Origin of the sequence: Streptomyces sp. SID14515, assembly GCF_010548505.1 — a bacterium.
GTDB lineage: Bacteria > Actinomycetota > Actinomycetes > Streptomycetales > Streptomycetaceae > Streptomyces > Streptomyces caviscabies.
The window spans coordinates 1-23539 of the sequence record NZ_JAAGMH010000147.1 but is presented as its reverse complement, the minus strand read 5'-3'; the positions used below and the strand labels follow the sequence as shown (position 1 = coordinate 23539).

The 23539-nt window shown below is 65.5% G+C and carries 27 protein-coding genes and 1 pseudogene; 20 read left to right on the top strand and 8 right to left on the bottom strand.

The window, feature by feature from the left end; genetic code table 11:
• The first annotated feature begins 709 nt into the window (after positions 1–709).
• From G3I54_RS37490 to G3I54_RS37400, 18 genes are all read left to right on the top strand, one after another.
• A complete protein-coding gene (locus G3I54_RS37490) occupies positions 710–946 on the top strand; it encodes a hypothetical protein (RefSeq protein ID WP_164621655.1) in 237 nt (78 codons plus the stop codon).
• A gap of 321 nt (positions 947–1267) precedes the next feature.
• Entirely contained in the window at positions 1268–1528 is a 261-nt protein-coding gene (locus G3I54_RS37485) for a hypothetical protein (RefSeq protein WP_164621653.1), read from the top strand.
• Positions 1525–2316 carry a PD-(D/E)XK nuclease family protein gene (locus G3I54_RS37480; RefSeq protein ID WP_164621651.1) on the top strand — a complete coding sequence of 264 codons (792 nt, stop codon included), beginning with the start codon at positions 1525–1527 and terminating at the stop codon, positions 2314–2316. Before G3I54_RS37485 ends, G3I54_RS37480 begins: the two co-directional genes overlap by 4 nt.
• Positions 2317–2361: 45 nt before the next feature.
• The gene (locus G3I54_RS37475; protein WP_343240520.1) at positions 2362–3183 is read left to right on the top strand and encodes an AAA family ATPase; all 822 of its coding nucleotides are present in this window, start codon (positions 2362–2364) and stop codon (positions 3181–3183) included.
• 564 nt (positions 3184–3747) lie between these two features.
• Positions 3748–4044 (top strand): endonuclease VII domain-containing protein, encoded by a 297-nt coding sequence (locus tag G3I54_RS40085; protein ID WP_343240517.1) that lies wholly within the window; start codon positions 3748–3750, stop codon positions 4042–4044.
• Positions 4037–4174, top strand: coding sequence for a hypothetical protein (locus G3I54_RS37465; protein WP_164621649.1), 138 nt, complete (start codon positions 4037–4039; stop codon positions 4172–4174). Before G3I54_RS40085 ends, G3I54_RS37465 begins: the two co-directional genes overlap by 8 nt.
• Before the next feature lie 197 nt (positions 4175–4371).
• Positions 4372–5073: a toprim domain-containing protein gene (locus tag G3I54_RS37455; protein ID WP_239144772.1), complete on the top strand. Its 702-nt coding sequence runs from the start codon at positions 4372–4374 to the stop codon at positions 5071–5073.
• Positions 5070–5270 (top strand): hypothetical protein, encoded by a 201-nt coding sequence (locus G3I54_RS37450; protein ID WP_164621642.1) that lies wholly within the window; start codon positions 5070–5072, stop codon positions 5268–5270. Before G3I54_RS37455 ends, G3I54_RS37450 begins: the two co-directional genes overlap by 4 nt.
• Positions 5267–5656 carry a DUF3310 domain-containing protein gene (locus G3I54_RS40230; protein ID WP_203687727.1) on the top strand — a complete coding sequence of 130 codons (390 nt, stop codon included), beginning with the start codon at positions 5267–5269 and terminating at the stop codon, positions 5654–5656. The genes G3I54_RS37450 and G3I54_RS40230 overlap by 4 nt, the downstream gene beginning before the upstream one ends.
• Complete coding sequence (locus G3I54_RS37440; RefSeq protein ID WP_164621640.1) at positions 5653–5940, top strand: hypothetical protein; 288 nt, start codon at positions 5653–5655, stop codon at positions 5938–5940. The genes G3I54_RS40230 and G3I54_RS37440 overlap by 4 nt, the downstream gene beginning before the upstream one ends.
• Positions 5937–6746, top strand: coding sequence for a metallophosphoesterase (locus G3I54_RS37435; protein WP_164621638.1), 810 nt, complete (start codon positions 5937–5939; stop codon positions 6744–6746). Before G3I54_RS37440 ends, G3I54_RS37435 begins: the two co-directional genes overlap by 4 nt.
• Positions 6743–7294 carry a hypothetical protein gene (locus tag G3I54_RS37430; RefSeq protein ID WP_164621636.1) on the top strand — a complete coding sequence of 184 codons (552 nt, stop codon included), beginning with the start codon at positions 6743–6745 and terminating at the stop codon, positions 7292–7294. Before G3I54_RS37435 ends, G3I54_RS37430 begins: the two co-directional genes overlap by 4 nt.
• 3 nt (positions 7295–7297) lie before the next feature.
• Positions 7298–7504, top strand: a complete 207-nt coding sequence (locus G3I54_RS37425; RefSeq protein ID WP_164621634.1) for a hypothetical protein — start codon at positions 7298–7300, stop codon at positions 7502–7504.
• 56 nt (positions 7505–7560) lie between these two features.
• Positions 7561–8094, top strand: coding sequence for a hypothetical protein (locus G3I54_RS37420; protein ID WP_164621632.1), 534 nt, complete (start codon positions 7561–7563; stop codon positions 8092–8094).
• Between the two features lie 364 nt (positions 8095–8458).
• Positions 8459–8650: a hypothetical protein gene (locus G3I54_RS37415; protein WP_164621630.1), complete on the top strand. Its 192-nt coding sequence runs from the start codon at positions 8459–8461 to the stop codon at positions 8648–8650.
• Between the two features lie 8 nt (positions 8651–8658).
• A complete protein-coding gene (locus G3I54_RS37410; RefSeq protein ID WP_164621629.1) occupies positions 8659–10485 on the top strand; it encodes a DNA polymerase in 1827 nt (608 codons plus the stop codon).
• Positions 10486–10494: 9 nt separating this feature from the next.
• Complete coding sequence (locus tag G3I54_RS37405) at positions 10495–10704, top strand: hypothetical protein (protein WP_164621628.1); 210 nt, start codon at positions 10495–10497, stop codon at positions 10702–10704.
• 136 nt (positions 10705–10840) lie between these two features.
• Positions 10841–11101: a hypothetical protein gene (locus tag G3I54_RS37400; RefSeq protein ID WP_164621627.1), complete on the top strand. Its 261-nt coding sequence runs from the start codon at positions 10841–10843 to the stop codon at positions 11099–11101.
• Between the two features lie 284 nt (positions 11102–11385).
• Here the strand turns inward: G3I54_RS37400 and G3I54_RS37395 are convergent, their stop codons facing one another.
• Both G3I54_RS37395 and G3I54_RS40080 read right to left on the bottom strand, forming a co-directional pair.
• Positions 11386–13038 (bottom strand): recombinase family protein, encoded by a 1653-nt coding sequence (locus G3I54_RS37395; RefSeq protein WP_164621626.1) that lies wholly within the window; start codon positions 13036–13038, stop codon positions 11386–11388.
• A 105-nt stretch (positions 13039–13143) separates the two neighbouring features.
• Positions 13144–13269 (bottom strand): annotated as a pseudogene (locus G3I54_RS40080) (peroxiredoxin); the annotation flags it as partial.
• 133 nt (positions 13270–13402) lie between these two features.
• On the opposite strand from G3I54_RS40080, the gene G3I54_RS37390 reads away from it, so the two are divergent.
• Positions 13403–14389 (top strand): hydrogen peroxide-inducible genes activator, encoded by a 987-nt coding sequence (locus G3I54_RS37390; RefSeq protein ID WP_164621625.1) that lies wholly within the window; start codon positions 13403–13405, stop codon positions 14387–14389.
• A 63-nt stretch (positions 14390–14452) separates the two neighbouring features.
• On the opposite strand, the gene G3I54_RS37385 is transcribed toward G3I54_RS37390, so the two are convergent.
• The 5 genes from G3I54_RS37385 to G3I54_RS37365 all read right to left on the bottom strand — a co-directional run bounded on the left by G3I54_RS37385 (position 14453) and on the right by G3I54_RS37365 (position 19417).
• Positions 14453–16846 carry an FtsX-like permease family protein gene (locus tag G3I54_RS37385; RefSeq protein ID WP_164621624.1) on the bottom strand — a complete coding sequence of 798 codons (2394 nt, stop codon included), beginning with the start codon at positions 16844–16846 and terminating at the stop codon, positions 14453–14455.
• Positions 16843–17529: an ABC transporter ATP-binding protein gene (locus tag G3I54_RS37380; protein ID WP_164621622.1), complete on the bottom strand. Its 687-nt coding sequence runs from the start codon at positions 17527–17529 to the stop codon at positions 16843–16845. Before G3I54_RS37380 ends, G3I54_RS37385 begins: the two co-directional genes overlap by 4 nt.
• Positions 17526–18050, bottom strand: coding sequence for a PadR family transcriptional regulator (locus tag G3I54_RS37375; RefSeq protein WP_030630714.1), 525 nt, complete (start codon positions 18048–18050; stop codon positions 17526–17528). The genes G3I54_RS37380 and G3I54_RS37375 overlap by 4 nt, the downstream gene beginning before the upstream one ends.
• A gap of 111 nt (positions 18051–18161) precedes the next feature.
• Positions 18162–18449 carry a hypothetical protein gene (locus tag G3I54_RS37370; RefSeq protein WP_164621620.1) on the bottom strand — a complete coding sequence of 96 codons (288 nt, stop codon included), beginning with the start codon at positions 18447–18449 and terminating at the stop codon, positions 18162–18164.
• Complete coding sequence (locus tag G3I54_RS37365; protein WP_164621618.1) at positions 18446–19417, bottom strand: SPFH domain-containing protein; 972 nt, start codon at positions 19415–19417, stop codon at positions 18446–18448. Before G3I54_RS37365 ends, G3I54_RS37370 begins: the two co-directional genes overlap by 4 nt.
• A gap of 239 nt (positions 19418–19656) precedes the next feature.
• Here G3I54_RS37365 and G3I54_RS37360 point away from each other — a divergent pair, with 239 nt between their 5' ends.
• A complete protein-coding gene (locus G3I54_RS37360) occupies positions 19657–21894 on the top strand; it encodes a transglycosylase domain-containing protein (RefSeq protein ID WP_164621616.1) in 2238 nt (745 codons plus the stop codon).
• Between the two features lie 73 nt (positions 21895–21967).
• Here the strand turns inward: G3I54_RS37360 and G3I54_RS37355 are convergent.
• The coding region (locus G3I54_RS37355) for a SpoIIE family protein phosphatase (RefSeq protein WP_164621614.1) at positions 21968–23539 on the bottom strand (1572 nt) is incomplete at its 5' end.

Sequence of the window (23539 nt, the reverse complement as noted above, 5' to 3'; positions counted from 1 at the left end):
TTTGCTCTTGGCGTGGCACTCCCCTTTGGTCTGCGGCCCCGGCCGGATACTGGTCTGGCGGCCGGGGCGCGTCCCTGGATGCCTGGTCAGGAGCCTGAAGGGCTGCAACTGACGGATCAACAGGAAGAACTTGTTCCTGGATTGGCAGGAGCTGAGCGATCAACAAAAAGTTGAATGAGTGTCAAGGGTTATGTTTGAAATGCTACTGGTTCTTCACATCCTGTACACCAGACCGCTCGGTCGCTTTTCGCTCCCTCTCTCACTAAGGATGTCGGTGTCAAAGGGCTGATTCTGGGACACAGTTGACCAGCACTGAGACCCAGGTCACACCGTCACACGGCCAAGGAGAACCGCTGATCTGGTTTCCCAGAACTTGATTTCGTGACGGTCCTTAGCTACCTTGGATCGACATCAAGAGAGGACTCCTCACGCCATGGCCAAGCTGCCAGACACTGAGACCCTGAGGCGCCTTTTCCGTGAAGGTCTCTCCGATCTGCAAATTGCGCAAGCCTACGGCTGTACGCCCGCAGCGGTTAACGCTCGATATAAACTCCTGATGAAAGAGCCTCGCAAGCCGTGGAGCAATACGGCATCCGCGATTCTTGAGGCTGCGTGGCCTCGGGAAGAGTTCGCCCGGGACAAATTCACGCACTTCAACCGATCGCGAGACCTTATGACGTTCATCCGCTGGCGCCTCGGTGACCCGACCTTGACCGAGAGGCAGCTTCTGCGGGCCCGCAACTTCACGAAGCACCAGAAGCGGGATGGGGTGGTGCTGACTCTCGACTGGAGCAAGGACAACCCGTGGGTGTTCCTTCCGCGGGAGCCGTCTGACGGAGAGCTGGTCATCCGCTGGCCCGAGGGCCGAGAGCTGCCGAAGGGCCCCCACCTGGAGGCCATCTCTCTGCCCCCTGCTCCGGACGGCCCCGCCGGCCAACGGGACTAAAGGCCAAATTTAACTCAAAAGCGGACATACCTGAGCCTTTCACGCAAATGCGTGAAAGGCTCTTTGTGTTTTCTTTTGCCATCTCTTTGCCTTGTTTCATAAAAAAACCTGTAGGGAGGTTTGGGCGGGAAAAACCTCGTATTGCCGTCACACGTTCAACCTGTATTGTGAAAGTCAGGGGGGAAGGGCTCCCTCCGCTTATGGAAGGACGCTCGGTCGGTGGACAGAAGGAACACAACCTGCGCGTGGCTGGGCGAGTTTTCGCGGAGCCCCGAGCAGTCACGTCCCTGCCACTGCACTTGGGATGCTCAGACTCTTGATGTGCAGGTGGACCACGCGACCCTGGGAATGCTGGTCCTCTACACGCGGGGCGTGCTGACCAACTGGGTAGACCTGATCATCTCGGACCTGTCCCTGGATTCGCTCACGGATGCTCGTATTCGGGATCTAGAACGTGAACTCGGCGCTTCGGCAAGGGCCTTGGAGATCACGCGGGCCGACTACGACCGTGGACACGCAGAAATCCCCGGCAGTAGTTCGTTCACCATCATCAGACTTTGCAACGTAGGAGCTACGCATTGAGTGTTGAGAATCAACCGCGGTCGGTCTCGCAGACGCAGCAGTACGAGCAGTGCGGGTGGCGCTGGTACCTCCAGCGGGTGGCCCGCGTGCGACCCAGGCCGGCGGCGTGGAGCATCCACGGGACGGCCTTTCACTCCGCCGCAGAGGCGTGGGAGAGGTCGTCTCGTACGTTGCCGGCCGATGAGGTCACGGAGCTGTTCCACGACGAGTACACATCCAAGGTGAACGAGGCCCTTGCCGAAACGCCTGACACGGACCTGTGGATGTCGGCAGGCCGGTATACGGGCGGCGAGGACATCGAGCGCCGCTACCACCTCGGGATGGAGCAGACAGCGGCCTACGTCGAGTGGAGTAAGGCCGCCCGACCGGCACTCTGGACGGAGCCGAACGAGCAGGAGCCGGCGCTTGAGCTGTCCTTCATGGTCGAGCTGGGCGGCGTCCCGGTGCGAGGGTTCATCGACCAGGCCCTGGATGAGGGGGACGGCTCGGTGCGGGTGCGGGACCTGAAGACCGGCACCATGAAGAGCAAGTTCCAGCTACACACGTACTCCGTGGCGGTGCGGAAGCTGTGGGGCGTGGCCGTCACCAAGGCTGACTGGTACCTCGCCCGGAACGGGCGTCTTTCCCGGCCGCTGAAGGTGGGGGAGGTGTCCGAGGACGAGATCGGCCAGAGGTTCGCAGACATGGACGCAGGCGTGAAGCGCGGGGACTTCCCCGCGAGCCCCGGCTTCGACTGCCGCTTCTGTGACGTCTCGCACGGGTGCGTATTTTTTTCGACCAAAACTTGAATCCGTGACGCCCTTCGCCTACTTTGAAGTTGAGGGAAGGAAAGAATCATATACAGCCTGGCGCAATCAGTTCTGATCAAGGGGGCGGCAGGTGAACCGCTCCCCTCGCCATTTCGGGGCCTGGCCTCTCACGAGGTCGAGTTCCGGCGTGGTGAGTTCTCGCTCGTCGCCGCCGGCCCCGGCACGGGAAAGTCGCTCTTCGCCTTGAACCTGGCGCTGTTCGGCAACGTGCCGGTCATGTACTTCAGCGCGGACTCGAACGCTGCCACGCAGCTCACCAGGGCCACGTCCATCCTCACCGGGGACAACGTGCGGGACGTGAAGCGCAAGCTCCTGTCGGAGCACTTCGACGAGTACATGGGCTACCTGAACAAGCGGTGGTGGATCCGACTCGACTACGACGCACGCCCCGGCCTGAACGACGTGGAGCTGAAGCTAAGGGCGTACTTCGAAGTCTTCGGGATGTTCCCCCACTTGATTGTGGTGGACAACATAACCAACGTGCAGGGGGATATCCCGGCCGGAAGCGCGGAGTCCTTCACCTTCGGCCTTGAGGCGATGTGTGAATACCTGTCGGACATGGCCCGGGTGACAGGGGCTCACGTTCTTTCCCTGCACCACGTGACGGGCGAGTACAGCGATGGATTGAGCCCCATCCCGCTCAGCGGCGTGAAAGGAAAGATTGGGCGCGTGCCCAACCTGATCCTCACGATCCACAAGGAGGTGGACGGGATGGGCGGCACGATCCTGCACATCTCTGACGTGAAGAACCGCGAGGGCTTTGCCGATCCTTCGGGGATGACGTTCAGCAGCTACGAGTTCAACGAGAAGAACATGAGGCTGACGGACATCGCCAGCACCTTGTAGGTGAGATGGGTCACAGGATTATCGTCAATCAAAACTTGAATCCGTGACGGGGGCGACCTACATTGAGGTTAGGGAGAGGGGCGGGGGAAATGAAGGGAAATTGCGGGTACAGCCTTCAGCGGGAGATCGTGGATGTCCTCCTGAATGAGAACCCCGGAATCTCGGACAGCGAGATTCGAAATGCTGGCGGGGGCGTTGTCGCACTCGTACTCACGGTGGAGCCAGGAAAGGTGCGCCTCTACCGGCTGGCCAAGGAGTTGACGTTCCACTCGCGCCACTGCGCCGCTCAGGTGGTCGCGGTGACGATGGACACGCCGGGCGGGCCGGCATGGGAAGTTCTTCCCCTCTCACGCCTCAGGGTCCTGGCGGAGGAGGCGGCTTCCTTCAAAGACCAGCGCCGACTTCAAGCGGCCCTGAGGCCCCATGTCCGGTAAGCCCCGAGCGGGATACCGGAAGTGCACGAAGTGCGTGAAAAACCGGGCAGTTCGGTTCTTCACCCCCAAAGGGAGAGTGTGCTCGACCTGTAGGAAGGAAACCCGCCGGGCTTCGTCCCACGAGGCACGAGTGACCGCCACCTACGGCCTTGAACCAGGCGAGTTCCAGGCACTCATGGAATACCAGGGCGGCGTATGCGCCATCTGCCGTCAGCCAAGGCAATACCGGCTCGACGTAGACCACGACCACAAAACCGGCCTGGTCCGCGGGCTCACTTGCCGCCTGTGCAACCGGCGCATCCTCCCGGGCGCCAAGGACAACCCCGAGACGCTGCGATCCGCAGCCGCATACCTAGAACACCCGCCCGCCGTCCAATTCCTTGGACTGCGCTATCACATGGACACGCGAGAGGTTAGCGATGAGTGAAGCAGCCATCAAGCTCGACTACCGCAAGTGGCGCGGCGAGAAGGAATACCTGGGCTCGATGTACCGGCGGTACGACTTCCCGGTCCTGGTGAGGCGGATCGGTGAGCCGGCCCCGCAAAGCGGTAAGTAGGCCGCCCATAGCCGGGGTTCTGAAGCACTACTACTCAATAGACGTGAAGCAGCGGGCAGGGTGGAGCAAAATCCCCTGCCCGCTTCACGTTGACTCGAACCCCAGCGCATCGGCCAACACCGAGAGAAACCGATGGAACTGCTTCGTCTGTCAGGTCTCCGAAGACTCGATAGACGTTGTGATGCGAGAGGAACAACTTGGCTTCCGAGAAGCCCAGGCATGGGCACATGCCCGGTTCAGTGGAAGCGGCGAAGACGTACTACCAGCAGTTCAGGGGGAGTCCGGCCGAGGAGTACATCAAGGCCCGCGGTCTGGAAGACGTAGCGGAGAAGTTCACCCTGGGGTACGTCGGTTCGGCGCTGACTGGACATGAACAGAGGGCGCGAAGCCTCGTCATCCCGTACCTGCGCCCTGCGGGTGGGCCACACGGAGTGGCGACCATCCGCTTTCGCTGCATAGCCGACGAGTGCGTACGGGACGAGGCCGGCAACTACCTGGCCCCCGAACGCAAGGAAGCCCACCAGGGGCACGGGAAGTACCTGACCCTCCCTGGGGACATGCCTCGCCTCTTCAACACCCGCGCACTCATCGAGGCAGCACCGAGCATCGTCGTCACCGAGGGCGAGTTCGACGCGATGGCCTGGGAGTCGGTCGGGGTGCCGGCCATCGCCTACCAGGGGACATCGAGCTGGCGCGACTACTTCATCCCCCCACTCCTCGCCTTCGGGACGGTCTTCATCATCGCTGACGGAGACAAGCCCGGCATCGAGGCCGCCGAGAAGCTGGCCGCGCAACTGCTTAACGCAAAGGTCGTCGTCCTTGGCGATGGGCACGACTCCAATTCATTCCTGCACAAGCACGGGGCTGCTGCCCTACGAGAAAGGATCGGGCTTCTATGAAGTCGATTTGGAAGCCGGGCACCCGAGTCCGGGTCCGAGCCAACGTCAATGACGGCACTGCGGGGATGGTCGGGGTGATCGAAGAGGTCGGATATGCCATGAAGGAATCCTCCACCTCGGTTCTGCTCGACACCGACCATGAGGTCCTGAAGGACCTGGGAGCGTTCTACTACGACAATGAGCTGGAGCCCGCGTGACATACCACATCGGCGACGAGGTTGTCATTGCAAACCCCGCCACTTCCCTGGTCCAGCAGTACAAGGATGAGACGGGAATTGTCACAAACGTCGTAGAAGGCGGCCCTTACATCTACAAGGTTCAGCTGAAGTATCGAATGGTGGCTTTCGCGGAATCCGAGTTGGCGCATGTGGCGGGGGAGGACGAAGTCAACCACCCCGCGCACTACACATGGCTGCCCCACGGAGTCGAGGTCATCGACATCTCGGAACTCCTGAACTTCAACCTGGGGAACGTCGTGAAGTACATCCTGCGAGCTGGCCACAAGACAGTCGACCCGACTACGGACCTCCGCAAGGCGGCCTGGTACATCAACCGAGAGATCGAGCGCCTGGAGGCCAAGTGACCGTCAACGAGCGAATTCAGGATCTGGTGATCAAGTGGCTTGAGGCCGAACACGGTATCAAGGCCGTCTCAGCTCAGATTGACGAGGATGACTGGGAGATCCAAACCGAGTCCAGTGGCGGCTGCGACACCTGCGCATACTCCACCGACTACATGGAACTGACCGTCTGGTACGGGCTCGAAGGGGACCACGGGCCTGCCCCGCACCAGCACTACATAGAGGTTCGGACAGATCCGCTCACTTTCCTCTCCGAGCTGCTGCGGCTGGAAGACGAGGCTAAGTGAAGCGAGTTGTTGTCATATCCGACGTCCAAGCACCCTTCGAGGACCGGCGGGCGCTCAAGAACGTCATCCGATTCATCGGGGAGTACCAGCCCGACGAAGTCATCCAGATCGGTGACCTCGTGGACTACCCCGCTCCCTCCCGCTGGTCCGCAGGGACCAGGGCGGAGTTCGAGGGCAACGTCATCCGGGATTCCGAGTACACCAAGGCCAACTTCCTTGAGCCACTGCGGGCCGTCTACGACGGTCCCCTGGGGATCCTGGAGGGGAACCACGACGAACGCCCTCAGAAGTACCTCGCCAGCCGGGCGCCGGCCCTGGCCGCGGAAGACACCTTCTACCGCTTCGAGAACCTGCTTGACTTCCCGGCCTACGACGTGCAGAAGCTCCAGCCCTACTACAACTTCGCTCCGGGCTGGGTGGCCATCCACGGCCACGAGTCCCCTGGGCTGAACCAGGTGGCGGGCCGCACGGCTGCGAGCAAGGCGAAGAAGGCCGGCGTCTCGGTCGTCATGGGGCACACCCACCGCCTTGCGATCTCCCCGGAGTCCTCGGGGTACGGCGGGAAGCTCAAGACCATCTACGGGTTCGAGGTCGGACACCTCATGGACGTCCGCAAGGCGGGCTACCTGAAGAACGGGCCTGCCAACTGGCAGAAGGGGCTGGGCCTTCTCTACGTCGGCAAGTACAGCGCCACCCCCCACGCAATCCCGGTCGAGGACGACGGCTCTTTCGTGGTCGAGGGGCAGAGGTACGGAAAGATCAAGCGAGGGCCGAAGGGTCAGTTCGCGCAGAAGGAAGTGCGATGACGGAAATCGACTGGGAGGCCCTTGCGCCCCTGGCCGAGAAGGTTGCTCGGGAGATCGCAGGCAAATGGTCGATCGTAGAGACTGACGACGTGAAGCAAGAGATCCTGCTTCACGCCTACCAGGAGAAGCACTTCATCGCCCAGTATCAGGGCGATACGGAAACCCTTCGGAAGATCTTCTGGAACGCGGGGCGCCGGTATGCGGCCAAGGAACGGGCATACCTGGATCTGATAGACGATCAGTATTTCTATACCCCGGATGAAGTCCGTGGGGTGATGCGGTCGTTCATCTACACCGACGCCGAAGTCTCCCAGCAGATCGGCAAGAAGGACGACCTGACGCGCTGCGTCATCACGGACAACATCGCATCTGCCCGCATGGACGCGGAGACGGCCATCCAGCGCCTGAACCGGGACTACCAAGAGGTAATCATGCGGCTGTACGTCTACGGCCTTTCCCACAAAGACGAGACCGAGCGCAAGCGCGGATACCGGGCCATCGACGCCCTCACCGCGGAAATGAATCGAAACATTCGGACAGGGCGGTAAACCATGCTCCAGACCCTCAAGACCTACGCCTCCCCGGACCGCAAGGTGAGCTTCCTTTTCAGTTACGAGGAGAAGGATGGCGCCAGCTCGACGCTGAGCATCTTCGGGGACAAGAACGAGTCAATCACCGTCGACCTCGCGCCTGAGGACCTTAAGGCACTCAGCAGCACGCTCCTCACGGCAGTTTACATTACTGCCGATTCTCTCTGACCTAAAACTTGAATCTGTGACATCTGTGTCGCTTTCTGAACGAAGGAGCGAATCCGGTGAGCTATCCGGACCCATTCGATGAACGTTCGCCGTGGGATGAACCTCCTCCCGATACCCCAACCCCAACGAAAGAGGATCCGCCTGTGACTTCTGCTGTCAATGGACCTGCCCCCTTTGAGATCGGCTTCACCCTCAAGGCCGGCAACGGCTTCGATGCCGAATGGATCACCCCCCGAGTGAGCGGTCATGACGCCGCAGAGACGGCACAGCGCGGTGCCGAGCTGCTAACGGCCCTCAAGAGCGAGGGTCTAATCGACCTCAACTCGAAGGCCGCGGACTATACCCGGAGCCAGTACAAGGGCGGCGGGGGAAACCCGGGCGGTGGCACTGCTCCCAAGCGGTTCAACAACGGCCGGGTCGAGAGTACGGAAGCGGCACCCACGAGCGTGGCGGGCGACAACTGCTCCCATGGCCGGTCGCTCGTCAAGAAGCCGACCTGGAGCGCGATGTTCTGCGACGGGCCTGACGGCGATAAGTGCGAGCCGCTGTGGCAGGACAAGAAGACAGGCCAGTTCAAGGCCAACAAGTAGCACCGCGCGGCACTGAGGGGGGCCAGGAAGGGACCTGGCCCCCCCCGGCATTCTAGGAGAACGGACTAGTCGCCCCTTAGTGACGAAATTCAGTAACGTTCTGGTCTTTGGATGGGACAACGGCGGAGTCGAGATCGCCTGCCTTCTGTGCGGTGAATGCATAGCCTCGGGCGGCTGCGCCTGCTGCAACGAAAATCAAGTCCTGCTATCTGACCTCGTTTCCGCTACCCGAGACCACCTCTGCAAGGAGACACCGAATGTATAACCCTGCTGACCTGATCAGCTTCCTCCTGCTCGGCTTCGTTCTCGGTGCCGTCGGGCTGCTATTCATTCTCGCTTACATCGGACGAAAGGAACAGCGCTAATGACTCAGAAGATCCGCGTCACCGTCGTGACGGAGTACACGCCCAAACTGGAGCACTACCCGGGTGATTCGGTCGAAGAGGCCGCTGCATTCGACGAACGAGAGAACAACTTCGTGGAGTACCCGACCACGTATCTCGATGACCCGAGTGAGCTCGTCTCCGTCACTTACGAGGTTGTCCGCGCAGAATAGGAGTGTGTGTGAAGGTCCTGCATTACAACATTAGGCGTCAAGCGGTTCGGATCAATGTCTGTGAGACGCCTTGGGACCTTGACCGCTTCATCGACTTCGTAGAAGCCAATCCCGTCCTGGGATTCGACACGGAAACGACGGGGCTCGCCTGGTGGGACACCGACCGCGGATTCCGTCTCCGTCTTGCGCAGTTCGGAAACGCGGTAGAAAGCTGGGTTCTGCCGGTTGAGGTCCACCCCGAGTTCGGAGAAGCAGTTCGGTGGGCGGTGCGGAAAGCTTCACGGCTCATCGCCCACAACGGCACCTTCGACCAGCACGTTGTAGAGGGCTGCCTAGGGGTCACGCTCGAAGAGCTGGCCCCGAAGGTCCTTGACACGAAAATTATCTGCCACCTCGTGGACCCCCGCCAGGTCAAGGAGTTCGGTCCCGGCCTCAAACTCGCAGAACTGACCGGCTACTACATCGACAAGACCTTGGCCACAGAGGTCAAGGGGTCGATGGCCGCGATAGCTAAGCGTTACAAGGTAAAGAAAGAAGACATCTGGCCCATTGTCCGGACATTCGATCCGGAATACCTGCTCTACGCAGGCATGGACCCGATTCTTGCCTTCAGGCTGTTCCACATTGTCTTTCCGAAGATCCCGGCCCGGTCCCTCAGGAAGGGGCTGGTCGGGTGGGAACACCGTCTGGCCCATGTTACGGCCTTGATGGAGCGCACCGGCTACCTCGTGGACGTCGAGTACGTAGAGGATCGAATAGCCGAGCTGAAGGCAGAAGAAGAGCGCTGGCTCAGAGAGGTCCACCGATGGGGCGTCGAGAACGTCAACTCGGACAAGCAGCTCATCGCGGCTTTCCAGGGGTTCGGCTTCAAGCTGACCAAGAAAACCAAAAAGGGCAACCTGTCAATGGATGCCGAAGTCCTGGACTCCATCGATCACCCACTAGCCGAGGCAGTCAAGAAGGCCACGAAGGCCGCTAAGTGGCGCAAGACTTGGTTCGAAGCAGCCCTCAAGGGAATGGACTCGCAAGGTCGCGTACATGCGAGCGTGAATGCTCTCCAAGCTCGCACAGCGAGGATGAGCATTACGGGGGCTATCCCAGCCCAGACCTTCCCTGCCGGGGATGGGTATGTGCGCTCAGCCTTCCTCGCTGAGGAGGGTCACGTCTCCGTCTCCATTGACTTCGGAAACATGGAACTGCGGGTCATGGCTGCGGCCTCCGGCGACCCGATCATGATGAAAGCATTCCTTGCGGACGAGGACTTGCACAACATCACGGCAATCGCAGCATTCGGCCCCATGGAGCCGGGCCAGAAGAAACACGAGAAGAGGTCAGCAGGTAAGGGGACCAACTTCGCCATCGGGTTCGGAGGAACTTGGCGAGCCGTAACTGAAGGCTTCGGAGTCCCGGAACCGGACGCGAAGAAGGCAGTAGATGCCTTCTGGTCTACGTACCTAGGCGTCGGACGCTTCGGAGACAAACTCAAGGACGAAGCCCGAAGAACTGGCTACATCTTCACAGCGACAGGCCGGCGCCTGCCAGTAGACCGTCGACGCCTGTACTCATCGCTGAATTACTTTATCCAGAGCACGGCACGGGACATCACCGCTCGCGCAATCATCAACCTCCATGCCGCTGGATTCACACCCTGGGTCCGCCTCCCGGTGCATGACGAACTTGTCTTTTCCTTCCCCGCAGAAAGAGCCAAGGAACTTACGGAGCAGGCAGCTCGGATCATGGAGTTCACCTTCAGGGGACTCCTGATCCCGGCAGACGGTGAGATCGGTGAGCGCTCCTGGGGCTCCATCCTCGACCTCGAAGACAGCAAGCACTAAGGATCCCATTTGAATCTGACCGCAATGATCGCCAAGGCTCAAGAGGTTCTAGCGGAACACGGAGACATTCCGGTAGTGGTCCCCGACACCGGATGCGGCTGCTGCCGCAGCTTCACCTACGACCCTGCCGAACTCGAAGTCGAGCGAGATGTGACGTCGTGGGACTACTCAACCCAAGATGACCGGGAAGTCGCGATTGCGTTCGTGGTGAGGGGCTGATGCATGAGGAGCTTGACGACGTCCTGGACTGCGAATGGTGCCAACTCCACGATGCCGTGGGCCTCTTCAACCTGGACGACGTAGAAACCGGCCTCTGTGCCCCATGTGCTGAAGACAACGATGCGGAGTGCTGTGAATGAGTGAGAAGTACGAGGACGCAGACACCATCATCTCGGATCTCGAAAGCCGGATGGCACTTGTCACCCTGGTCAGGCGGGGCGAGTACGCAGCGGGCATCGCTGCCCTGTCGGGCGACGTCATGAAGACTGCCCTGGAGGCGGGAATCCCGTACGCCATGGCCGAGGAGATGGCCGGCGACTTCTGGAAGGCCGAGATGCTGGCGGACACCGTTGCCGGCCTGCTTCACAACGTCGAGACCGAAGAGGGCGACGATTGAGTTGCAGAGCCTGTGGGAGCCCTGCGGGGCCTGTCGGAAGCTGATCCGCGGTATGGGTGTCGCCCACGTGGTGTGGCTCGAAGGCGGGACGCAGCTCCGTCGCTGGGCAGTCTGAAGGAATGAATCATTGGCTATGAGCAAGGAAGAGTGGCTTGCCCGTGAGCTGGCCAAGATGCCTGTGCGAGGCGAGACTTGGCGAGCCAACGTCATGAGGACGTGGGGCTTGAAGCAGGCCACTAAATAGCGAAGAGCCCTCCCCATCCGGGGAGGGCTCTTCTTGCGTATCAGCGAACGCCAACCTTCGAGTCGTTCTTCTCCTCGTGCCAGACGATTTCAATGAACTCAGGGTCGAACCTCTTGCCCCGCCCGATGGGGTGGATGATCACCGACCGGATGCTCTGCGTCAGACGGGCCCTCTTCTCAGCCATCGAGAGGTTTGCCCAATCGGACAGGGCGTCAGGAGAAAGAAGCTTCTTCCTCTTCTTCTGAAGGGCCAGTTTGCCTCGCTGGCCCAACAGGTTGTCGCGCTCTTGCTCCAGCTCCTCAATCGCGTCAAGCGACTCCGTCATGGAGATCCGCTTGTCTTGGCGGCGCTGACGTACGTCGTCCAACTCTGCGGCGATTTCACTGAGTCGCCCGTCGTGGACCGTGTCATCGATCTCCGCTGCGGCCTTCGTGACTGCCTTGCCCAGACCTTCACGAGTGCCGAGAAGGAATACGGACTCCACGAGGTCGTCGCACGGGGGGCCGCAGCGGGTCACGCCCCCACATCCTCCCTGGCTCACAAGACAGGCGTACCGGAATCCCCATTTCTCGTATGACGGAGTACCTGGGGTGTAGGGGTTCGACCACATAGGACAGAGGCACTTCCCGCACCGAGCGATACCCGACAGGAAGTATTTGACGGTCGTGTCATGAGGCTCCCCCTTCTCATCCCCTTGACGGACATCCTTGCGCCTCTTGATTTCGTCGGTGCAGGCCCAATACTCATCAGGCGTGCACGCAGCTTCCCAGTCACCCATGATCGGATTGCCCTGAGAGTCACGAACGATCGTGTCAGGCAGCCACAGGCGCCCAGAGGAGCGCCGTTCACCCTGGGGGGCATACATCCTGAAGCCCGCGTTACGCGGGTTCGTCAGGATCGCTTCTGCGGTGCTGTGCTGGATCTCGCGGGGCTGGTCTCCGGACCGCTTGGTCTTCCTGGGTTCGCGGCCGAACTCAACGAGCTCCCTCCGGAAGGTCCCCACCCTGAGGCCGCCGGGCACGGCCCTGATCGCCTTCAGCAGGAACGGGTGCTCCTCGGGGTGGAGAGTCTTCCGGTCTTCAGCCCAACCGAAGGCGCGGGGAGCACTATGCATGACGCCCTTTCGGGCGATGCGTCGGTTGGTTCGGCCTACTCGGCGCTTGGTGTTGCCGATCTCCATGTTGCCCATGGTGGCCTGCATGATGAACATGGCTCGGCCTTCAACGGTCGAGAGGTCGACGCTCCCCTCTACCGACCGGCCGATGTATCCGGGGCGCATCTCGAAGAGGCGGCAGACGCGGGCCGCGTCGTACACGAGGCGGGCGTACCGGTCCGCGTGCAGGAACAATATGCCCTTGATGACTCCTGCTTCGAGATCCCTTAGGGACGCCTCAAAGTCTTTGCGGATGATGAAGGGATCAGAGGCCGGCGTGTCGTTGTCGCAGTAGTCGCGGACGATGACGGCACCTTGCCGCTTAAGGTCGGGGTCGTTCTCCGTCAGGAAGCGGATCGCTTCTTCCTGCTCCCGGACCTGCTCTTGTACCTCTCGCCAGTCGGACTTGACCCCTCGGAGGGCCTTGTCGATCGAGACGCGGCGGTACATCCCGAGTGGGATGCATGAGTCCGATATGACGTCTTCGAGCACTACCACTGTGTGGTCCTGTCTTCTCGCTGCGCTGACGCAGGTGTCCATGCTGGTCAGCGGCGTGCGAGCCGTACCACAAGCCAAGTGTCACACATTCAAGAAGTCGTGTCACGTACTCAAGAAATTAGAGTGTTCTTGACTTGCCTTCGGTCACGCGAAGACGATCTTCCACTTGCCCTCGTAGGTCTTGTGGTTGATCTGCTCGAACTCCTTGCCGCTCTCCAGCGAAACACAAGCGGTCAGGTCGAACTCGGGGAACTTGTCACCGACAGTGAGCACGCGCTCTCCTTGCAACGTCTGGAATTCCCTTTTTGAGGGTCTTCCTGAGGGTTGGACGGGCTCCACCTTGGCACAGAGTGCATTGATCACGGAAATAGCTACACTCGGTCGAGATGATCGGAGGTGCCTATCAGTGGCGCAGGTGAATCAGGGTATTCGACCCAAGCAGTCCGGTAAGTCGCCCGGCAAACAGCCGAGCCTGTCGCAGCTGCGCGCCTTCATGGCCGTGGCGGAGCATCTGCACTTCCGGGACGCCGCGGCAGCAATCGGGATGAGTCAGCCGGCACTCTCCGGAGCGGTGTCCACCCTGGAGGAGGCACTGGGTGTCCAGCTCATCGAGCGTACGACGCGCAAGGTGCTGCTCTCGCCCGCGGGCGAGCGGCTCGCGGTGCGGGCCGGGGCGGTGCTGGAGGCCGTCGCCGCGCTGATGGAGGAGGCGGAGGCGGTCCGCGCCCCGTTCACCGGAGTCCTCCGGCTCGGCGTCATCCCGACCGTCGCCCCGTATCTCCTGCCGACCGTGCTCCGGCTGGTCCATGAGCGCTACCCGGACCTCGACCTCCAGGTCCACGAGGAGCAGACCTCCTCACTGCTCGATGGGCTCGCCGCCGGGCGGCTGGACCTGCTGCTGCTCGCCGTGCCGCTCGGGGTGCCGGGCGTCACCGAGATCCCGCTCTTCGACGAGGACTTCGTGCTGGTCATGGAGCAGGACCACTGGCTCGGCGGCCGCTCGGACATCCCGCGCGGCGCGCTGCGCGAACTGCCGCTGCTGCTCCTGGACGAGGGGCACTGCCTGCGCGACCAGGCCCTGGACATCTGCCGCGAGGCGGGCCGCACCCAGGGCGCCCCGGTCACCACGACCGCCGCCGGGCTCTCCACCCTGGTCCAGCTGGTCGCCGGCGGGCTCGGTGTGACGCTGCTGCCCCGGACCGCCGTGACGGTGGAGACCGGCCGCAACGAGGCGCTGGCCACCGGGTACTTCGCGGACCCGGCGCCCACCCGGCGCGTCGCGCTGGCGATGCGGACCGGGTCGGCGCGGGGCGGCGAGTTCGAGGAGTTCGCCGCCGCGCTGCGCGAGGCGATGCGGCCGCTGCCGGTGCGGCCGGTGGCGGAGAGCGGCTGAGAACGTGCGTACGGCCGGGGCTCCTTCCCAGGGGCCCCGGCCGTCACGCGCGTCGTGCGGGTGTCACTCGGTGCGCAGTCCGTCCGGGCGCATCATGCGCCACAGCGGCGGCAGCGACAGCAGCGTCACCAGCACGATCAGCGCGCCGCCGACCCCCGCCATCGGCCAGAACAGCCACCAGTCGGCGACCTGCTTCTCGATCAGCCAGGTCAGCGCCCCGCCCAGCCCCAGGCCGCCCGCGACCGCCACCGCGAGACCGAGCACCACCGGCACGGCGGTCTGCCACAGCACCGACCAGCCGAGCGTGGAGCGCCGGGTGCCGAAGGCGACCAGCACCGACAGCAGCCGCCTGCGCTCGCGCAACTGCTCCAGCTGGGAGACCAGCATCGACGCGGCGATCAGCAGCAGCACTGCGGAGGCGCCCACCTGGAGCCCCGTCTGGATGCTGGCGTACTGACGGTCGCGCTCCACCGAGTCGAGCGTGACGAAGCGCATCCCGGGGTCGACCTTCGCCGCCGTGTTGCGCACGTACTCGGCGACGTCCGGCACGCTCCGGTCGACCCGGATCTGGACGCTGATCGTCGCGCCGGGCAGCTTGCCCGCGTCGACCGCGCCGGTGGTGGCCATGATCCCGTAGTGGGTCTCGCCCATCGGGTCCTTGCGGCCCTGCACGGTCGCGGAGTCCGCGGGCAGTGTCCACCGCATCGTCCTGTTCCCGGATTCGATCTCGACCTCCTTGCCCTTGCGGGCGGTCTCGTCGATCCAGGCGGTCATGTCCTTGTCGCCCGGCGGGTGGACGACGAAGGTGTCGCCGTCCTCGCAGGCGTCGATCCGGGCCAGCTCGCGCAGGGTGGCGCAGGTGCCGACGGTCAGCGAGGTGGTGGGCTGCATGTCCTCGTCGGCGTAGTCGCCGGGCTTGGACGCGTACGCCTCCACCGATCCGATGACCACGTCCACACCCTTGGTGGCGCGGAACCGCTCGATGGCCGAGGTGGCCGCCTCGCCGGTGACGTCCTCGGAATACCCGGCGAACTGGGCCCGCGTGGGGTCCTGGCCGGTCATCCGGTTGAAGTCGGCGTTCATCGCGGCGAACATCATCTGCAGCGCGATCGCGCCCGCCACCGCCACCGTGACCCCGCTGACCGCACGGGACGCGGCCCCGCTGCTCAACTGGAGCCTGCGGGTGGCGAGCTGCCAGGGCACCGGGCCGCCGCGCAGCCGGTTCACGCACGCCTCGACCAGCCAGGGCAGCAGCAGGGCCAGCCCGACCAGCACCAGCACGGTGCCGGCCGCGATGCCGAACGGCTTCTCGGGCGCGTACTCGTACGCACTGATCCGGCCCGTGAAGCCGAGCACCGCCAGACCCGCGAGCGGCATCAGCAGCCGCCACCAGAGCCGGCGTCCCCGCTCGCGCCCCCGGCGTACGACGCCGAGCGGCTCGATCACCACGGACCGCATCGCCACCAGCGTGACGAGGACGGCGGTCAACGGCACCGCCACCACGATCAGCAGGGCCAGCCGGGGATCGGGGACCAGGTCGGCGGGGAACGCGCTGACGTCCCAGATCTCCACCGAGCCGACGAACTGCCGGCCCGTCAGGAAGAACGCCAGACCGATCAGCAGCCCGAGCACCGCACCGAACAGCGCCTCCCCGGCGGCGATCCGCCGGGTCGTCCGGATGTCCGCGCCGACCAGCCGCAGCGCTGCCAGCCGGCGGTCGCGGCGGTCGCCGCCGAAGCGCACGGCGGTGGCGATGAAGATCGCGACCGGCACCAGCAGCACGACGCAGACCATCACGACGAGCACGATCAGCAGCGGCGGCAGGGGGTCGCCCTCGCGCTCGTCCCCGTACCCGGCGATGCGGTGGCCGCCACTGGCCGTCGTCAGGGTGTCGCTGCCCGCGTAGTAGAGGAGCTCACCGGGGGAGCGCAGCCCGGCGTCCCCGATCGTGCCGGTGATCTCGTACGGCAGCCGCTCCCGCAGCAGTTCGCTGCCCGGCTCGGCGAGCAGTTCCCGCAGGGCGGGGGAGACCACCATCTCGTCCGCACCGGGGAAGCGGGCGACTCCCGGCGGGAGGACGGGCGTCGAACCGTCGGGGCGCATCAGATATCCCGCGACGGTCCGGTCGTGGTACTCGGTGGTCGTGTTGATCCGCAGCACCGAGCTGTCCGACTTCGCGGCGTTCGCGTCGGGAGAATCGGAGATCCGCGTCTCGCTGCGGGCCTGTTCGCGCGCGTTCCGCTCGTCGAGCAGATGCGGTACGGAGGAGGCGAGCAGCAGCAGGGCGACGCCGAGGCCGACGCCGACGGCGGTCAGCAGCGTACGGATCCAGCCCTCGCGGCCCCCGGCGGCGGCGAACCGGATGCCGAGGCCGAGATCGCGGAGGGTCGCCGCGCCCCAGGAGGGCGGCGCCGGGCGCGGCGGTGCCGCGGCCCGCTTCTCGTCGAGCAGAGTCATACGGAGTGCTCCAGATCGCGGGCCCGGCCGTCGCGCACGGTGACGTCACGGTCGGAGTAGGCGGCGACCCGGGCCTCGTGGGTCACCAGGACCACGGCGACGTTGGCGGACCGGGCGGCCTCGGTGAGCAGCTCCATCACCCGCTCGCCGTTGAGGGAGTCCAGCGCGCCGGTCGGCTCGTCCGCGAAGATCACCTTCGGCGACGCGGCCAGCGCACGGGCCACGGCGACCCGCTGGCCCTGTCCGCCGGAGACCTCGCCGGGGCGCTTGGCCCCGAGGTCGTCGACCTCCAGGCGCTCCATCCACTCCAGGGCGGTCCGCTCGGCGGCCTTGCGCCGCACGCCGTTCAGCCGCAGCGGCAGGGCGACGTTCTCCACACAGGTCAGCTCCGGGACGAGCTGGCCGAACTGGAAGACGAAGCCGAAGTCGCTGCGCCGCAGGGCGCTGCGCTCGGCGTCGGACATCGCGGACAGCTCGCGGCCCGCGTAGGTGATGGTGCCGGAGTCGGGTGTGATGATCCCGGCCAGACAGTGCAGCAGGGTCGACTTGCCGGAGCCGGAGGGGCCCATCACGGCGACGACCTCGCCGGGGTGCACGGAGAACGACGCGCCGTCCAGGGCGGGCGTCGATCCGTAGGTCTTGCGCAGATCGTGCGCGGCGAGCAGGGAGCCTTCGGGAATCACGGAGCCACCACCTTGGCGAGCTGGTCGAGTCGGGCGGCGGTCAGTTCCAGCCAGCGCAGATCGGCTTCCAGATGGAACAGGGCGTGGTCGCAGATCAACTGGTCGGCGAGGTCGCCCTTGCGCTTGCGGTCGGTGAGGATGCGCATCATCCGCAGATGCTCCGAGCGCTGGGAGTCCAGCAGGTCGGCGGCGCTGCGATCGGTCAGCAGCGCGAGGACGACCTTGGTGTAGAGCGTCGACTGGAGGTAGGGCTCCGGCTTCTCGGGCTGTGCCAGCCACCGTGAGACATCGGTGATCCCGGCGTCGGTGATGGCGTACCGCTTGCGCTCGGGACCTCCTTCGCTCTCGACGCCGTCGACCTCGACGAGTCCGTTCTTCAGGAGCCGGGACATCGTCGAATAGACCTGGCCGTAGTGCAGCGGGCGGTCCTGGCCGAACTTCTCGTCGAAGGTCCGCTTCAGGTCGTAACCGTGTCGGGGGCCGGACTCCAAGAGCCCGAGGAGGGTGTGACCGATAGACATGAGGAGCACTGTACACGGTGTGTATACCTGCCGTGTATACGCGTCCGGAAAGCGACCCCGGCCCCATGGAAACGGGCCGGGGTCGCGGTGTCGGCGGGTCGGGGCGCGGTGCTACGGAGTGTCCTGGGCGTCGGTTCCGGGCGGGGCCTCCGGCCCCTCCGGCGGCTGTTTGGGGGGCCGTCCCCGGCGGGCGATCGGCCGCGCCGCCCCCGGCAGCCGGCCCGCCTCCGCGAGCGCCCGCCGCAGCAGGAACTCGATCTGCGCGTTGGCGCTGCGCAGCTCGTCGGAGGCCCAGCGGGCGAGTGCGTCGTGCACCGCGGGGTCCAGCCGCAGCAGCATCTGCTTGCGCCGCTGCGGCCCGGCCGCCGGTTTCCGCCGGGGAGGCGTCTCGTCGGTCACTGGTAGAGCGTGCCCGTGTTGAGGACCGGCTGGGCGCTGCGGTCACCGCACAGCACCACCATCAGATTGCTGACCATGGCCGCCTTCCGCTCGGAGTCCAGCTCCACGATGTCCTGCTCGGCGATCCGGTGCAGGGCCATCTCGACCATGCCCACCGCGCCCTCGACGATCTGCTGGCGGGCCGCGACGACCGCGCCGGCCTGCTGGCGCTGGAGCATGGCGGAGGCGATCTCGGGGGCGTACGCGAGGTGGCTGAAGCGCGACTCGATGATCCGGACGCCCGCGGCCTGGACCCGGGCGGTCAGCTCGGCGGCCAGCTTCTCGGTGATCTCCTCCGCGTTGCCGCGCAGCGAGAGGCCGTCCTCCTCGTGGGCGTCGTACGGGTACTCGATCGCGATGTGCCGTACGGCCGCCTCGGTCTGGGTGGCCACGAACTCCAGGAAGTCGTCGACCTCGAAGAGCGCCTGGGCGGTGTCCTCGACCTTCCACACGACGATCGCGGCCAGCTCGATCGGGTTGCCGTAGGCGTCGTTGACCTTGAGGACGGCGGTCTCGTGGTTGCGGACGCGGGTGGAGATCTTCTGGCTGGAGGTCAGCGGGTTGATCCAGCGGAGCCCGTCGGCGCGGATGGTGCCGACGTACCGGCCGAAGAGCTGGATCACCCGGGCCTCGCCCGGAGCGACCATCTTCACACCGCTCATGCAGAAGAAGGAGACGATCGCGAGGAGCACCCCGAGGATGAGGAGCGTGACGCCCACGGTGCCGGCGCCGCCTCCGTTCAGCACCGCGCCGCCGATGACGAGGCCGACCCCCGCGAACACCCCGACCACCGTCAGGAGCAGTCCGACGCCGCCCGGGATCGCGTGTGCGGCGACCTCCCTGACCTGGGGCGCGGGCATGTCGGGAGCGTCGATGGAGAGGTCCGCCGCCGCGGTGTCCGGGCGGTGGTCGTCGTGCTGTGCGGTCATGGGATCCCCCGTTCGGCGCGGTATCGCACCGCGCTAGCAATGTGATTACACATTATCGATTCTCGCAACCTTGTCCACCCCTGGGGAGTCGGTTCCTAGGGAACGGGTGCTGATTGTCACGTCCGTAAAAGACCGGATCGCTTGTCTTTTGTCCCTGTCGGCGGTGTTAGCTGGCAGGTCTGAACGAACTGAGGAAACCGAGCGAGCCGGTCGAGCAGAGAAGCGGGAGCAACACACCAATGGGTCGAGCGGATGCGCGACGAGCCCAGGCGCGGGAATCGCGCCGGGCCCCGAAGAGCGGCGGCATACGCAGACTCTTCACGTGGAAGAAGCTGCTGGGCACGTTCTTCGGGATCGTCCTGCTGGGCATGGGCGCGTTCGGCGCGCTCTACCTGTACGTCGACGTCCCCGCCGCCGGGAACTCCATGGCGGAGCGGCAGAGCAACGTCTACAAGTACAGCGACGGCACGGTCCTCGCCCGGACCGGCAAGGGCGTCAACCGCCAGATCGTCGACCTGGCCGAGGTGCCGAAGAACGTTCAGCACGCCTTCGTCGCCGCCGAGAACAAGACCTTCTACAAGGACCAGGGCGTCGACCTCAAGGGCACCACCCGCGGTCTCCTCAACACCCTCAGCGGCAAGGGCAAGCAGGGTGGCTCGACCATCACCCAGCAGTACGTGAAGAACTACTACCTGACGCAGGACGCCACCGTGAGCCGCAAGCTCAAGGAACTGGTGATCTCGCTCAAGGTCGACCAGAAGAAGTCCAAGGACGAGATCCTCGCCGGGTACATCAACACCGCCTACTACGGACGCGGCGCGAGCGGCATCCAGGCGGCGGCCCAGGCGTACTACGGCATCGACGCCGAGGACCTGAACGTCTCCCAGGGCGCCTACCTCGCCTCCCTCCTCCAGGCCCCCAGCCAGTACGACTGGTCCACCGCCACCGACACCGGCAAGAAGCTGGTCAAGGAGCGCTGGGCCTACACGCTGCGGAACATGGTCGAGATGGGCTGGCTCACGGACGCCGAGCGCACCCAGCAGAAGTTCCCCTACCCGGACAAGCCCAAGGCGGCCCCGGGCATGGAGGGCCAGACCGGCTATCTCGTCGAGGCGGCCAACAAGGAGCTGGAGAAACAGGGCGTCTCCGCCGCGGACCGTGAGGCCGGCGGCTGGACGTTCACGCTCACCATCGACAAGAAGCGCCAGAAGGCGCTGGAGAAGTCGGTGGACGACCAGCTGGAGTCCAAGCTCGACCGCGAGGGCAACAAGGTCGACGCCACCGTCCAGGCCGGCGCCACCTCCGTCGACCCGAAGACCGGCAAGGTCGTCGCGCTGTACGGCGGCGAGGACTACGTCAAGCACTACATCAGCAACGCCACCCGCCAGGACTACCAGCCCGCCTCCACCTTCAAGCCGCTGGTGCTGGCCTCCGCCCTGGAGAACGAGTCGAAGACCCAGGACGGCAGCCTGATCGGGCTCAACACCATCTACGACGGCACCAGCAAGCGGCCCGTCGTCGGCAGCGACACCCCGTTCAACCCGCAGAACGAGGACGGCCGCGACTACGGGCCGATCTCCGTCCAGAAGGCCATGAACAGCTCGGTCAACTCCGTGTTCGCGCAGATGATCGTGGACGTGACGCCGGCCAAGGCCAAGGAGACCGCGCTCGCCCTCGGCGTACCGGACAAGAACTTCCCCGAGCGCCCCGCCGTCTCGCTCGGCACGATGAACGCCTCGACCTGGGACATGGCGGGCGCGTACGCCACGCTCGACAACCACGGCCAGAAGGTCACCCCGCACATCCTCCAGTCCGCCGAGCACCGTGACCGCACGGTGAACCCCGAGAAGCCCAAGCGCGAGCAGGCCATCAGCCGCGCCTCGGCCGACACCGTGACCAAGGCGCTCACCGGGGTCGTCGACGCCGGGTCCGGCAGCGCGGCCAACACCTCCGCCTACGACGCGGCGGGCAAGACCGGCACCTCCGAGGACAACAAGTCGGCCTGGTTCGCCGGCTACACCCCGGAGCTGACCACGGTCGTCGCCCTCTTCGGCGAGGGCGACGGCGGCCGCAAGCAGGTCTCCCTGACCGGCACGGCCAACTCCGGCCGCGCCAACGGCGGCGGCTTCCCGGCCCGCATCTGGGCCGACTACACCCTCGGCGCCCTCGGCGGCGGGTCCGGCAAGACGTTCGACCTCGAGGACGTGGAGCGCGGCGAGGTGCCCGCCCCGCCGACCCCGTCGGACACGCCCTCCGAGGAGCCCACCGAGTCCGAGGAGCCGACCCCGTCGGACACGCCCTCCGAGACGCCGAGCGAGACGCCCAGCGAGACCCCGACCACGCCGGCCCCGCCCACCAGCAGCAGCCCGCCCGTCACCCCGCCTCCCACGAGCCCGGAGTTCCCGCCGCTGCCCGGGGACGGCGACGGCCAGCCGGGCGAACGGCCCGGCGGCAACGGACAACAGGCCCCACAGTGAGGGCCTGAGCGCCTGAGCGCATGAAAGAAGAGGGGCGGGCCCACATGGGTCCGCCCCTCTCCGCTGGTGCCGTCTACTGCCCCCGGGTCGCCATCTCGAACCAGACGACCTTGCCCGTCGAGAGGCGCGTCGCCCCCCACCGCCGGGCCAGCCGGTTGACCAGGAACAGCCCGCGGCCGCCCTCGTCCGTCTCGCGCGCCCGGCGCTGCCTCGGCAGCTGCGGGGAGTCGTCGCCGACCTCGCAGCGCAGGATGTCGGTCCGCAGCAGCCGCAATGTCACCGGCCGCTCCGCATAGCGCACGGCGTTGGTGACGACCTCGCTGACCAGCAGCTCCACCTCGTCGGCCAGATCGTCCAGGCCCCAGCGGCTCAGCGCCCGCCGGGCCAGTCGGCGGGCCCGGCGCGGGGCCGCGTCCTCCGGTTCCAGATACCAGTACGCCACATCGCTCGGGGCGATCCCGTCGAAGCGGGCGGCCAGCAGCGCGATGTCGTCGTCGCGGTCACCCGGGCCGAGCATGTCCAGCACGTCGTCGCACAGGGCCTCCAGCGGCGGCGAGTGGTCGTCGCCGGTGAGCTGCGCGGTCGCCGCGAGCCGCTCCCGCAGCTGCTCGATGCCCGTCCACACGTCCCGCAGCCGCGACTCCACCAGACCGTCGGTGTAGAGGAGCAGCGTGGCGCCGGCCGGGGCGTCCAGCTCGACGGCCTCGAAGTCGACGCCGCCCACCCCGATCGGGGCGCCCGGCGGCACCCGCAGCACCTCGGCCCGCCCGCCCAGATGCAGCAGCACGGGCGGCGGGTGTCCGGCGTTGGCGATGGTGATCCGGTGCGCGACCGGGTCGTACACCGCGTACAGGCAGGTCGCCATCCGGTCGCTGCCCAGCCGCTGCGCCTGCTCGTCCAGGTGGTGCAGCACCTCCTGCGGCGGCAGGTCGAGCTGCGCCAGGGTCTGCGCCGTCGTCCGGAGCTGGCCCATGATCGCCGCCGAGGTCATGGAGTGGCCCATCACATCGCCGACGACCAGCGCGACCCGGCTGCCGGGCAGCGGGATCGCGTCGTACCAGTCGCCGCCGACCCGGGCCGTCTCGGCCGCCGGGAGGTAGCGCGAGGCGAGCCGGACGCCGGTGGGCTGGGGCAGCGAGTCGGGCAGCATCGTGCGCTGCAGCTCGTCGGCGATATAGGCCTCGCGCCCGTACAGCACGGCCTTGTCGATGCCGAGCGCGGTGTGCGTCGCCAGCTGCGCCGCGACCAGCAGGTCACTGGCCTCGAACGGGGAGCGCTCGGTGCCGCGTACGAAGACCGCCGCGCCGATGACCCGGCGGCGGCCGCGCAGCGGGGCCAGGATCGCCCGGTGCCCGGTGGGCACCGACCGGCCGGGGCCGAGCAGTTCGGGCAGGGCCGCCCGCGCCGCCGCGGAGTCGCCGAACACCGGCCGCACCCCGCGCAGCACCTCGGCCAGCGCGCCGCCCGCCCGCACCTCGCACAGCTCGGCGGCGGGCATCAGGTCGGCTTGCGGGTCCAGGACCAGCGGACGCAGCCGCTCCGTCTCGGAACCGGCCGCCGTGTCACCGCCCTCCTCGTCGCTGACGCGCAGCCGGTCGCTGCGCCGCAGCCGCAGGACGAACGGGCTCACCGGCCGCTCGTCGCC